Origin of the sequence: Xanthomonas sp. NCPPB 4467 (genome assembly GCF_041475665.2) — a bacterium.
Lineage (GTDB): Bacteria > Pseudomonadota > Gammaproteobacteria > Xanthomonadales > Xanthomonadaceae > Xanthomonas > Xanthomonas dyei.
The window spans coordinates 4,839,236-4,852,274 of sequence record NZ_CM191260.1 but is presented as its reverse complement, the minus strand read 5'-3'; the positions used below and the strand labels follow the sequence as shown (position 1 = coordinate 4,852,274).

The following is a 13,039-nucleotide window of genomic DNA, read 5'->3' as shown; positions in this document are numbered from 1 at the left end:
CCTCAGCGGTTCAAGCGTTGCAGCAAGCGTGCGCGCAGGCTGCGGGCGCGGTTGTCGTCCATCGGGGCCAGCACACCGCGCGCCGCGTCGGGCACATGCGCGGCAGTGCGCTCATCGGCTTCGAATACGTAATGCCGGAACACCTCCTGCCAGGTGGCGCGTTGTTCCGGCGGCAGGTCACGCACGGTGAGCAACGCCAGCATCAGCGCGTTCATCGGCGAATCCATGTAGGCCGGGCTTTGCCGCCACCAGAAATTGACCAGCACATTGAAGCTTTCCAGCGCTTCCACGTGGTGCCACCACATGCTGGGAATGAACAGCGCATCGCCCGGTTCCAGCTCGGCGACCACGGCATGTTCCAGCGCCTGCGCATAGCGCGGAAAGCGCTGCAGATCCGGCGCGGCGATATCCACCAGGCTGACCGGCTGCCCGGCCGGGGTCAGATCCAGCGGGCCGATGTAGAGGTTGCTCAACTGCTCGGGCGGAAACAGCGTAAAGCGGCGTCGCCCGGCGACCACGCAGGCCAGGTTGTCTGGCAGGTCCTGATGGGCGGCGATCCGCGTGCGGTTGCCGATCCAGATGCTGGCCAGCGGCTCGGCCTGCGGCAGCACGATGGGATTGGCCGCGCGCAGGCCGGGCAGGTAGGTGTCCAGCGTGGTGGAGCCGACATAGATCGCCGGCGGCTGTGCGTTGTGCAGGTCGCGCAACAAGGTGTCCAGTACCACCGCCAGCGGCACGCGCTCGGGGCGGAAGTTGAAGCCGCTCATGTCCGCGTTGTAGAAGAACCGCCCGCCGATCTCCGGTGGCCCGACCTGCGCCACCACTGCTTCGCCGCGATCGAATCCCCGCAAATAGGCGGCGGCGGCCTGCGCGGACTGCGCACCGGCGCGGGCCAACGGCCAGTCGCGCACCAGCCCGCGCAACACCAGCGGTGTGGTCGAACGCAGCAGTGCTGGATCCAGCTGTTGCGGATCCAGACCGTGGCGTTCGTCGATGGCGCGCAGCTCAACCGGCATGGCGGCGATTCAGGCGTTCGAGCAGGTGGCGGAACTGCGCCACCGAGGCCACCGCCATGTACAGCGGCTCCAGATCGCCATGCCGGTGCAGGTCCAGCAGCGCCGTCTTGCCGAGCGCGCGCAGGCGTTCTTCGTGCACGGTGTGCAGGCCGGCCAGCCGGCAGTCCAGGCCGTTGTCGAGCGTGGCTTCGAACACGAATGGTTCCAGCAACTCGTAGCGCAGCAGGCGCTCGACGAAGGCCTCGCTCGCCGCCAGCCCATCGTGCAGCGTGCGCAGCAATTGGCTGATGTGATACAGAAAATCGGTGGTGCCGCCGTGTTCGCGGAACAGCAGCTCGCCGTCCTGGGTGCTGATGCGTGGGCTGTCCAGATCCACGTGCACCATCGGCCCCTCCGGTTGCTGGCCGATCAGAAACGGTTGGCGCTGGATCGCCAGTGGCACATACGGCGCATCCCAGCGCGCGCCATCCAGAAACAGGTTTTCGCCCAGGCGTAATCCCAGCAGGGCCAGCGGTTGAAACCGCCCGCTGTCGTTGCGGTGGAACACGATCGGGTACTGGCCCTGCAGCTGACGGAATTCCTGCGGAAACGTCGCCGCCGACATCACGTCATCGCCATAGGCGGCGCCATGGGCGGTGATCACGCGCAGATCGCGGTGATCGAGATTGTTCAACAACACAGCATTGGTCATGGGGGTCGCCACATCACGCGGGGGCGCGTGGCCCATGCTTGGACAGTTACCCCTCGCGCGGCAAGTGCCGCTGTCGTGCTGCACCTGTCGCAGGAAGGTCGTGCAAGCGTCCCGGCAGACGCGCTGCCGGGACGCTCGGTGCCGCAATTACATCACCAGAACTTGTAGCGCAGGCCCAGCATGTAGCGCGGGCCGGTCTGGGTGGCATAGACGATCTGATTCTTCTGCCGGCCGTGCTGGCGCTGCACTTCGTCGGTGAGGTTGATCGCCTCCAGGCTCAGCGACAGGTTCTCGTTCCACTGGTAGCCGATGCTCAGATCCAGCTGGCCATAGGCTTCGGTGTAGACCGGGTTGGGCTGGCCGCTGCCGTCGAAACGCGCGGCCAGAAACTCGTCGCGCCAGTTGTAGGCCGCACGCACCTGCCACTTGTCCTTGTCGTAGAAACCGACCAGGTTGGCCGAATCGCTCAGGCCTTCCAGCGCGAACTGCTCGCCGATCACCGCGTTGTCGTAGGTCAGCCCGGAGTCGACCTTGGTGTAGTTGGCCGACACGCCGAAGCCGCTGGCGCCGAACATGTGCTGCAGGTTGAACTCCCACCCGTCCAGCGACGCCGAGCGCTGGTTGGCCGGCGCGGTGATGGCGAAGTTGGCCACCGGGTCGCCCGGCTGCCCGCTGATTACGCCGGTGGCGTTGCCGTTGGCATCGTCGGCTCCGCGCACCACGCCGGGCGCGCCGCCGCGGTTGCGGAAGATGTAGTTGCGGATACAGGTCAGGTCGGCCGAGGCGCAGCCGTTGCCCAGCGCTTCGTTCCAGTACGCACCGCCCACCGGGGTGTTCAATCCCAGCGAGGTGTCGTTGCGCGTGGTCACGCCGATGTAGTTGTCGATGTTCTTGCGGAAAAAGCCCACCGAGGCGTAGCTGGCATCGCTGTAGTACCACTCCAGCGAGAAATCGATGTTGTGCGAGAGCAGCGGCTTCAGGCCGGGGTTGCCTTCCTGGCCGGTGCCGCCTTCCAGGCGTGCGATCTGGTTGAGCGTCTGCCCGCCCTGGATGTCGCCCCAGCCGGGACGGCCGATGGTTTCGCCGTAGCTGCCGCGCAGCACCAGGTCGTCGGTGAGCTTGAAGCTCAGATCCAGGCTGGGCAGCCAGTATTCGTACTTGCCGCTGCCGCCGGCGAAGGCGGAGTCGGACAGACGGATCGGCAATTCGTTGTTGGCGACCCAATCGATGCCGACGGCCACCGGCACCAGCGCCTGCGCGTCCACCTTGGTTTCTTCGTAACGCACACCGGCGGCCAGGCTGATCGGCACGCGCAACTCGTCCCAGCTATTGTTCCACTGCAGGTAGGCGTTCTTGGATTTTTCGGTCACGCGGCGGTCGGTGGTGAACACCGGCGCAATGCGGTACAGCGACTCATCGCCTGCGGCTTGCGCGGCGGCCTGACGTGCGCGCTCGAAGTCGAACAGGAACAACTGGTTGAATTGCGCCGGGTTGCCGCTGCCGCCGATCGCATCGAAGTACTGCGCGAATGAGCTGGGAATCCACAAATCGTCCGGATAATCGGCCGCGGTGCCGTTGCCGCCCCAGGTATCGCGCTGCACGTTCGAGAACGCCGAACGGTTCTTGACTTCGGTGCTGCCGATACCGAACTTCAACTGCGAATAATTTTCGAAGGTGAAGTCGCCGTTGACCTGCGCCTGGTCGATCTCGGATTTCATGTAGCTGTTGCGGAACGCCGAGCCGGTGACCAGCGTGCGCGAGGGGTCCAGCCCGTTCAGGCCGAAGCCCAACTGCTGCTGCAATACCGGGAAATCCTTGCTGAAATCCACTACCGAGGTGCCGCGGTAGAAGCCGGACACGCCCAGCGAATTGCTCGACCCGTACGGGCTGTCCGCGCCGGCTTCGGCGGTGGAGCGGTGGATATCGAAGTTGAGCTTGAACTGATCGTTCACCGCCCAATCCACGTTGAAGCCCAGCGACTTGTTCTGGTTGCGCGTGGCCGCGTTGGAGCCGGCGGTAGCCAGATCGCTGGTAGCCGGGTTGACGATTTCCGAGTAGGTGATCGGACCTGCCACCGGACCATTGGTCCAGGCGCTGGCGGAGGGGCCGTAGTTGAACCACACCGACATTTCGTTGCGCTGCTGCTGGATCTTGTTTTCCGAGTACGTGTAATCCAGCGTGGTGGTGATGTTGTCCAGCGGCTTGTACTGCAGCACCAGCTGGCCGTTGGTGCGCTGACGTTCGACGCCGACCACGCGGTAGTTGAGGTTCTGCGGCACCGAGTAGATATCGTTCGGGCCGGGGCGGTTGACGATGTTCTCCGAGCCCGGCGTGCCCGGCTGCGGGATGGTGCCGTAGGCGGTGGAATCGCCCCGGAACGAGCGCCAGCCGTTGGGCACGCCGACCTGGCTGTAGCCGAAGTCGCGTTCCTGGTAGCTACCGCTCAGCGACACGCCAAAGCGTCCGTCGGCCGAGGTGGTGCTGAAGATGCCGGAGATTTCCGGCGTCAGCGAATCGCCCTGCAGGCGGCCGGGCAGGTTCTCGTTGGACGCATCGTGCACGCCCTTGAGGCCCACATTGGCATGCATGCCCGGGTTGTCCAGCGGCCGGGCGGTCTTGATGTTGATGGTGGCGCCGATGCCGCCGGTGGGCGTGCTGGCGCGGCTGGTCTTGAACACCTCGATGCCGGAGATCGACTCGGACGCCAGGTTGGCGAAGTCGAACGCACGCGAGTTGGAGGCATTGGATTCTTCGATGCTGGCGCCCGGCATCTGCCGGCCGTTCAACAGCACCAGGTTGAAGTCCGGGCCGACGCCGCGCACGGTGACGCGCGAGCCTTCGCCCAGCGAACGGTCGATCGACACGCCGCTGATGCGCTGCAGCGACTCGGCCAGGTTGGTATCGGGGAACTTGCCGATGTCCTCGGCCACGATGCCGTCGACGATGCCCTGCGCGTCGCGCTTGACGTTCATCGACGAAGTGAGGCTGCCGCGGATACCGCTGACCTGGACGGTATCGAGCGTGGCAGGGTCGGCCTGGCTGGAGCCGGGGACGGTCGAGGCCGACTGCGGCGCCGGCGCGGTTTGCGCGGCCAGCGGCGTCGACAATGCGAACAACAAGGCAGACGTCAAGCGCCGCATGCGCGGCAGGGTGCGTAGCTCTCTCACGATGATTCCATCCCCAAGCAAAGAAAGCCGGCCCCAAACGGGACAGGCAAAGGTCGAACAGCAGTCGCGCATTTGTTAGCGCTGGCTTAACAAAGTCAATTTGCAGTGCAGCATCGGCCGCAAGCCAAAGACGTCACACATCGTTCCAGTGGGTGCGGCGTTCGACGCCGCCGCAGCCGATCGCTTGGCCGTACCATCGGGGGTCGATGGCACAGTGCCACCTACATCAGTGCGACCGGTCTGCGACTGCGCGCGTCCACGCAAGCGGCTTTGCGCAGCTTGGGCACGGCAGGTTGCCGACCTCAGGCAGCTTGCATGCGTGCCAAAGACTGCCTTGCATGCCGTCGGCCGCGCTGATTACCCCTTACGCACCGGAGCGAACCGAATGATCGACCTGTACTACTGGCCCACCCCCAACGGCCACAAACTCACCTTGTTCCTGGAAGAGGCCGGGCTGGACTACACGCTCAAGCCGGTCAACATCGGCAAGGGCGACCAGTTCGAGCCGGCGTTCCTGCAGATTTCGCCCAACAACAAGATGCCGGCCATCGTCGACCATGCCCCGGCCGATGGCGGCGCGCCGCAGGCGGTGTTCGAGTCCGGCGCGATCCTGCTGTATCTGGCCGAGAAGACGGGCCGCTTTCTGCCCCGCGACGCTCGCGGCCGCATCGCCGCACTGGAGTGGTTGTTCTGGCAGATGGGCGGGCTGGGCCCGATGAGCGGCCAGATGGGCCACTTCAACGTCTACGCACCCGAAAAGATTGCCTACGCAATCGACCGCTACAACGCCGAAGTCCGCCGCCTGCATGGCGTGCTCGACAAGCGCCTGGCCGAGCATGCGTTTTTGGCCGGCAACGATTACGGCATCGCCGACATGGCCAGCTACCCCTGGCTGGAGGCGTATGGCGACCTCAAGCCCGACTTCGAAGCGTTTCCGAATCTGCACCGCTGGCACACCGCCATCGCCGCCCGCCCGGCCACCCAACGCGCGTATGCGCTCAAGGAGCAGGTCAACCCCAACGCCGGCAAGCCGCTCAGCGACGAAGAGCGCAAGCACCTGTTCGGCAAGCGTTGAGGCAACGCGGTAGGAGCGTTCGCGCAGCAGTACACGCGGCGATCGCGGCGACTGTTGCAACTGCGCAGCAACAGCAAGCAACAACAGCAAGCAGCAAGCAGCAAGAGCAAAAGCAAAAGCACCAACAGCAAGCGTTAGCAGCTGCACTCGCGCACATCAACCGCACGCGACAAATCGAACGCGGCTGATCGAACCCCTCTCCCCCCGGGAGAGGGGTTGGGGTGAGGGTACGCAAGTAGCGCCAGACCTACCGCGCCCGGCAATCTGCTTCGCATGCAATGCGCATGCACCATCGGCAGCGCGCGAACTTCAACCACCAGCCCAAACGCACTTCTGCTCGCCCAAAGCAGAGCGATCACACCCGCAGCACAGCCCTGCAGCACCCGCATACAACCACGCGCATACCATCCCGTGGCGCACATACACCATCGCCACGCTTCTCAAACACTCCACGCCCCCGCATCCTGTGCGCTGTCTCCAGACAGGATCTTCGATGCGCGCCCTGTTCGCCGCCCTTGCCCTCATGCTCAGCACCGTCCCCATGGCCCACGCCGAAAAACTCACCCTGGAGGCCATCACCGGTCCGTTGCCGCTGTCGGGGCCGACATTGCTCAAGCCCAAGGTGGCCCCGGACGGCTCGCGCGTCACCTTCCTGCGCGGCAAGGACAGCGACCGCAACCAGCTGGATCTCTGGGAATACGACATCGCCAGCCGCCAGACCCGCCTGCTGGTCGATTCCAAAGTGGTGTTGCCCGGCACCGAAACGCTCAGCGATGTGGAAAAGGCCCGCCGCGAGCGCCAACGCATCGCCGCGCTCACCGGCATCGTCGACTACCAGTGGGCGCCGGATGCGCAGGCGCTGTTGTTCCCGCTGGGCGGCGAGTTGTATCTGTACGACCTGCACAAGACCGGCGCCGCCGCAGTGCGCCAGCTGACCCACGGCGAAGGCTTCGCCACCGACGCCAAGCTCTCGCCCAAGGGCGGTTTTGTCAGCTTCGTGCGCGAGCGCAATCTGTGGGTGATCGACCTGGCCAGCGGCAAGCAGCTGCAGCTCACCCGCGACGGCAGCGAGACCATCGGCAACGGCGTGGCCGAATTCGTCGCCGACGAAGAAATGGATCGCCACACCGGGTATTGGTGGGCGCCGGATGACTCGGCGATCGCCTTCGCGCGCATCGATGAAGCGCAGGTGCCGGTGCAAAAACGCCCGGAAGTCTATGCCGACCACACCGAGGTAATCAGCCAGCGCTACCCGCAGGCCGGCCAACCGAACGTCGCCGTGCAGCTGGGCGTGATCGCACCGCGCGCCGCCGCCGTACCGATCTGGATCGATCTGGGCAAGCAGCCGGACATCTACCTGGCACGTGTGGATTGGCGCGATGCGCAGCGGCTCACCTTTCAGCGTCAATCGCGCGATCAGAAAAGGCTCGAACTGATCGAAACGACGCTGGCCAGCGGCAAGCAACGCACGCTGATCACCGAGAGCTCGCCCACCTGGGTGCCACTCACCAACGATCTGCGTTTTCTCAAGGACGGCCGCTTCGTCTGGAATTCCGAGCGCAGTGGTTACGAGCATCTGTACCTCGCCTCCGAAGACGGCGCCACGCTCACGCCGCTGACCTCAGGCGCCTGGGTGGTGGACGCGCTGCTGGCCGTCGACGAGCAGGCCGGCCTGGTGTACTTCGCCGGCAGCAAGGACTCGCCCACGCAGACCCACCTCTACGCGGTATCACTGGCCGGCGGCGCCATCGAGAAACGCTCGATATCCAATGGCACGCATGCGGCCAGCTTCGCCAACAATGCCAGCGTGTATGTCGACACCTGGTCCAACACCACCACACCGCCGCAGATCGAGCTGTTTCGTGTCAATGGCGAAAAAATCGCCACCCTGCTCAAGAACGACTTGGCCGATCCGCACCATCCGTATGCCAGGTACCGCGACGCGCAGCGCCCGATCGATTTCGGCACGCTCACCGCCGCCGATGGCAAGACACCACTGCACTACCGGCTCACCAAGCCGGACAACTTCGATGCGAGCAAGCGTTACCCGGTCATCGTCTATGTCTACGGCGGCCCCGCTGCACAAACCGTGCTCGATGCCTGGCCCAGCCGTGGCGATGCGTTGTTCGATCAATATCTTGCGCAGCGCGGCTATGTGGTGTTTTCGCTGGATAACCGCGGCACCCCGCGCCGAGGCCGCGACTTCGGCGGCGCGCTGTATGGCAAGCAGGGCACGGTGGAGGTGGACGACCAGCTGCAAGGCATTGCCTGGCTCAAGACCCAGCGTTGGGTGGACCCGGCGCGCATCGGCGTGCAGGGCTGGTCCAACGGCGGCTACATGACGCTGATGCTGCTGGCCAAACACAGCGACGCCTATGCCTGCGGCGTAGCCGGCGCGCCGGTGACCGATTGGGGCCTGTACGACACCCACTACACCGAGCGTTACATGGACCTGCCGGCCGGCAACGCCGATGGCTATCGCAACGCGCGCGTCGCCACCCATCTGGATGGCCTGCACGCCAAGCTGCTGCTGATCCACGGCATGGCCGACGACAATGTGCTGTTCACCAACTCCACCGCGCTGATGAGCGAGCTGCAGCAGCGCGGCACGCCGTTCGAGTTGATGACGTATCCAGGCGCAAAGCACGGTCTGTCCGGCAGCACTGCATTGCACCGGTACAAGACCGCCGAGGCGTTTTTGCAGCGCTGCCTGATGCCGTCGCAGCAGTAGACGGTTGCCGCTGCGTCAGCCGTATCGCCTGTCGGTTTCCCCTGCGTTCGCACACGGAGTGCCATGTCGCTGCCGCCCCCCATTCCCGTTGCATCGCCGCAGCGTTTGCGCTCTGTCGAGTTCTGGAGCCGGCATTGGAAGTGGGTCGTTCCCGGCATCGGCATGGCGCTATTCCTGCTGCTGGCATTGGTGATCGGCGCGTTGATCTACGTGATTACCGCGGCAGTGAAATCCAGCGATGTGTACCGCGACGCGCTGCGCATCGCCAAGGCCGACACCCAGGTCGTGCAGACCCTGGGCACTCCCATCACCGACGCGTTTCTGCCCGATGGCAGCATCAGTTATGTCGCCGACATCGGCGAGGCGCATTTCAGCGTGGGCCTGCACGGGCCGCGCGGTAGCGGCAGCGTGCAAGTGGATGCCACGCGCAGGCACGGCCGTTGGACCTACCAGACCCTGACGTTTGCCGGTCCACGCGGCGACCCGATCAACCTGTCGCCAGCGACGTCTGCGACTCCCGCGCAGTCGCAGCCCTGCACGCCATGACCTAAGGCGGATTGCCGCCGCCTCCGTAGATGCGTAGGGTCGCGCTACTCAATTCGCGGATCTGCCTCATGAAGCCACTCGTTCTCGCCGTTGCGCTGGCGCTCGGTTCTTCGTTGCCGTTGCAGGCACAGACCGGCAAGACCGCGCCCACACAACCCGCCAGCCCGGCCTGGGTGCAGACCAGCAACGGCTATGCGCAGATCCTGCTCAACGCGCAGGCGCCGTTCCAGCCCGAATACGCCAGCTTCTTCGGTGTGCCCGGCTACGACGATCAGGTTGTCGACCTGGGGCCGGACAACGCCGCGCGTTATCGCGATGCCATGCGCGCCGCGCGCGCCACGCTGCAGACCAAGCTCGCCACCGAGCGCGATGCCAACGTGCGCCAGGACCTGCAGATCATGATCGGCGCTGCCGAGCAGAACATCGAAGGCAGCGAGCTCAACGAGCGGTATCTGTTGCCCTGGAGCGACGCGCCTGAGGCGGTCTTCAGTGGCCTCAATGGTCTGCTGTCCGACCAGACCGTGCCCGAGCGCCGCGCCAAGGCGCTGGACCGCCTCAAGCGGTATGTCGGCCTGGTGCCGGGGAGCACGCCCACCACCACGCTAGCGCGCCAGCGCTACGAGGAAAAGCTGAGCAACACAGCGTTGCTGCAGCCCACCCAGCGCGAAGTGGAACAGGCGCTGGCCAATGTTGACACCTATGTCGCAGGCATCGGCGAGCTGTTCGCCAAGTACAAGATCGCCGGCGCCGACGAAGCGCTCAAGGCCATGTCCACCCAACTAAAGGACTACGCCAACTGGACCCGCACCAAGGTACTGCCGAAGGCCCGCAAAGACACTCGCCTGCCCGAGCCGCTTTACGCGTACCAGCTCAAGCAGGTGGGCATCGATATTGCCCCCCAACAGCTGATCCAGCGCGCGCAACTGGAATTCATGGAGACCCGCTCGGCCATGCGGCAGCTGGCGCCGCTGGTGGCCAAGGCCAAGGGCGTGCAGGGCAGCGACTATGTGCAGGTGATCCGTGCGCTCAAGGGCAACACCATCGCCGATGACCAGCTGGAAACCTACTACCGCGGCGTGATCGACCAGATCGACCCGATCATCCGTCAGCAGCGCATCGTCGATGTACCCAACCGCCCGATGCAGATGCGCCTGGGCAGTGCCGCCGAAAGCGCCGCACAACCCGCGCCGCATTTCCTGCCGGCACCGCTGATCGGCAATACCGGCCAGCAGGGCCAGTTCGTGCTGCCGTTGGGCAACCCGACCGCCGACGGCAGCAAGAAGGAGCAGTATGACGACTTCAACTTCGGCTCGGCCGCCTGGACGCTCAGCGCGCACGAAGGCCGCCCTGGCCACGAACTGCAGTTCACCGCCATGGTCGAACGCGGCGTCTCGCTGGCGCGCAGCATGTTCGCGTTCAACTCGGTCAACGTCGAGGGCTGGGCGCTGTACGCCGAAGCCGAAATGGTGCCGTACGAGCCGCTCGACGGCCAGCTGATCGCCCTGCAGTTCCGCCTGCTGCGCGCTGCCCGCGCCATGCTCGACCCGATGCTCAACCTCGGCCTGATCGACCGCGAACGCGCCCGCCAGGTACTCGAAGACGACGTCGGCCTCTCGCCCGCCATGACCCGCCAGGAACTGGACCGCTACACCGTCCGCGCCCCCGGCCAGGCCGGCAGCTACTTCTACGGCTACACCCGCATCCTCGAACTGCGCATGCGCACCGAACTGGCGCTAGGCAAGCAGTTCGACCGCCTGGCCTTCAACAACTTCCTGCTCGACCAGGGTCTGCTCCCACCGGATCAGCTGGCCAAGGCGGTGGAGACGCAGTTCATTCCGGCACAGCGAGGTGATCGCGGTATCCCTCAGAATTAATTGCGCTTGGCGCTTGCATAGAACTTAAGTCTGCTGCGCGGTGCTGAGGACCGCGCTGACAGACTGACTTCGGTCCTCTGAATATTGCTGCTAAAACGATACAAATACTTGCGTCTTACATCGCTGGTCCCCCCTGGATACGACCCTATCGGTTCCCAGCGCGTTATGTCGTTCTTGGCCTGTGCGCGATGCCCCACAGCAACAACTCATCAGTGATCATAGGGAACGTTTTCGGGGCGCGACTTGCCGTTCCAATTACCTTGTTTCATCGCCTTGGGACAGATGGATTTATATTGATAATACGCAGTAATTGCAGTTGGAGTCCATGCTCCGCAGTACGGGCCTTTGCAACAGACAGTAGGACTAGGAGACACACAATAACCAAGTACCGGCGCCGTTGTCCCACTGATGGGGTCTACCGGCGTCCAATTTTTGTCTGCGCCTTTGCAACCCTGTGTGCAGAAAACGAAAGGGTCGTTATCGCGACAGACAAGTTTTTGGTAAACGCTTTGGGCTTGGATCTCTGCTTGGCCGGCAAAAAACAGTATTAATATCCATATCCAATTCTTCATCGTCAGTCCTTAAGTCTAGGAGACCATCACATGCATCATCATGCGCTTTGCCAGTTGATTAATCGCCAAAACGCAACTTAGTCCTTATCCAAGTTGCCAAAAGCAATACGCATCCCCGCTCATGGTAGCAAAATAACGCATCCTGACTAGGGTTTCATCCATTAAAGATGAGCCTGGGCTGTGGGTCACGCGGGTGCAATTTGGGGCTGTACGTGGGCGTTCACGAAGTCTTTTCGATGCCACACGGCAGGTCTGTAGCAGTCACACAGCAACGGCGGTTAGCGAGAATGCAAACCTTCGTTCAACCCTACTTCTCCGCCCCCGCCGGCACCCAGATCGCCATACCGGCCGCGCGCTTTTGCGTGGTCGGGATGCCGATCCCCAAACCGCCGCCGACGCGGCCGCCGTAGCTGCCGCCGCCGACCGACAGGCCGCCGCCGGAGCGCTCGGAGCCGACGCCGACGATGACCACGCCGTTGGCGCCGAGCTTGGCGGCTTCGCGCTTGAGCCGTTGCACGGCGGCGTCGGTCTGGCCTTGGGTGCCGAAGCCGGCGGCGCTGGTGGATTCGAGCTGGGCGATCTCCACCGAGCCGACCGGGGCATGCGAATAGACCTGCACCTGGGTGGGGTCGATCGGCGCGCGCGCCTGGCCGAGCATCACCTTGGAGCTGCTGGCGCAGCCGGCCAGCAGCAGGGCCAGTGCAGCGCCGACGACGAAATGCCTGTTCATGATGTGGCCCCCTGAATGTTGGTGATGACGACGATGATCCGGCGCCCGGACTGAAGAGTGGCTAACACGAGGTAACAACCCACCTTGAGATGGGTGCTGGCGACGCGTAGGAGCCACGGTGTCAGAGTGGTCCAGTCCGCGCCAAGCACCCGCCGCGTCACCTGTGGCGGCGGCTGCCCAATGGGTTTGTCAGTCGCACTGGATCGCTCCGTGCCTCGTCGCACCCTAGCCACGCCCATGTGAGGCTACCGCCAAGCCGCCATTGGTCAGGGTGACCACCCGCCCACGGCGTCTTGGCAGCCGCCCCGTTAAGCTCGGCGTTTCTTCGATAGACGAGGTGGCACGTGGGATTGATCAGCCTGCTCTGGGGCATTGTGGCGTTGCTGTGGATGGTGCTGGCCTTCATCCCGCTGCTGGGGTGGGGCAACTGGTTCCTGATTCCGTTCGCGGCAGTGGGTGCGCTGATCGCGGCGATCGCGCTGTTGTTCACCTCGGCCGGCAACCGCGGCCGGGCCAAGACCGGCTTGCTGCTCAACGGGTTGGTGATCGTGGTTGGAGTGATCCGCCTGAGCCTGGGTGGCGGGGTGATCTAGGGCGCTTTCGACAAGGCGCTGATGCAAATGTGCGTCGGCGTGTG

The 13,039-nt window shown here is 64.4% G+C and carries 9 protein-coding genes; 5 read left to right on the top strand and 4 right to left on the bottom strand.

The genetic code is table 11. The features are described from left to right. Window positions 1-2: 2 nt before the first annotated feature. From ACCQ06_RS21355 to ACCQ06_RS21345, 3 genes are all read right to left on the bottom strand, one after another. Complete coding sequence (locus ACCQ06_RS21355) at window positions 3-1,016, bottom strand: cupin-like domain-containing protein (RefSeq protein WP_316689217.1); 1,014 nt, start codon at window positions 1,014-1,016, stop codon at window positions 3-5. Next, the gene (locus ACCQ06_RS21350; protein ID WP_228323309.1) at window positions 1,006-1,707 is read right to left on the bottom strand and encodes a SapC family protein; all 702 of its coding nucleotides are present in this window, start codon (window positions 1,705-1,707) and stop codon (window positions 1,006-1,008) included. Before ACCQ06_RS21350 ends, ACCQ06_RS21355 begins: the two co-directional genes overlap by 11 nt. Window positions 1,708-1,859: 152 nt before the next feature. Further along, window positions 1,860-4,874, bottom strand: a complete 3,015-nt coding sequence (locus tag ACCQ06_RS21345) for a TonB-dependent receptor (protein WP_316689216.1) — start codon at window positions 4,872-4,874, stop codon at window positions 1,860-1,862. Window positions 4,875-5,259: 385 nt separating this feature from the next. Here ACCQ06_RS21345 and ACCQ06_RS21340 point away from each other — a divergent pair, with 385 nt between their 5' ends. The 4 genes from ACCQ06_RS21340 to ACCQ06_RS21325 all read left to right on the top strand — a co-directional run bounded on the left by ACCQ06_RS21340 (window position 5,260) and on the right by ACCQ06_RS21325 (window position 11,100). Next, the gene (locus tag ACCQ06_RS21340; RefSeq protein WP_316689214.1) at window positions 5,260-5,949 is read left to right on the top strand and encodes a glutathione binding-like protein; all 690 of its coding nucleotides are present in this window, start codon (window positions 5,260-5,262) and stop codon (window positions 5,947-5,949) included. 493 nt (window positions 5,950-6,442) lie between these two features. Continuing rightward, complete coding sequence (locus ACCQ06_RS21335; protein ID WP_316689213.1) at window positions 6,443-8,680, top strand: S9 family peptidase; 2,238 nt, start codon at window positions 6,443-6,445, stop codon at window positions 8,678-8,680. 63 nt (window positions 8,681-8,743) lie between these two features. Beyond that, window positions 8,744-9,226 (top strand): cytochrome c oxidase assembly factor Coa1 family protein, encoded by a 483-nt coding sequence (locus ACCQ06_RS21330; RefSeq protein WP_316689212.1) that lies wholly within the window; start codon window positions 8,744-8,746, stop codon window positions 9,224-9,226. 68 nt (window positions 9,227-9,294) lie between these two features. Further along, on the top strand, window positions 9,295-11,100 hold the full coding sequence (locus ACCQ06_RS21325) for a DUF885 domain-containing protein (RefSeq protein WP_228323303.1): 1,806 nt from the start codon (window positions 9,295-9,297) through the stop codon (window positions 11,098-11,100). Window positions 11,101-11,979: 879 nt separating this feature from the next. On the opposite strand, the gene ACCQ06_RS21320 is transcribed toward ACCQ06_RS21325, so the two are convergent. Continuing rightward, window positions 11,980-12,402: a hypothetical protein gene (locus ACCQ06_RS21320; protein WP_316689211.1), complete on the bottom strand. Its 423-nt coding sequence runs from the start codon at window positions 12,400-12,402 to the stop codon at window positions 11,980-11,982. A 350-nt stretch (window positions 12,403-12,752) separates the two neighbouring features. On the opposite strand from ACCQ06_RS21320, the gene ACCQ06_RS21315 reads away from it, so the two are divergent. Next, window positions 12,753-12,995 carry a hypothetical protein gene (locus tag ACCQ06_RS21315; protein WP_005989387.1) on the top strand — a complete coding sequence of 81 codons (243 nt, stop codon included), beginning with the start codon at window positions 12,753-12,755 and terminating at the stop codon, window positions 12,993-12,995. Window positions 12,996-13,039 lie beyond the last annotated feature (44 nt).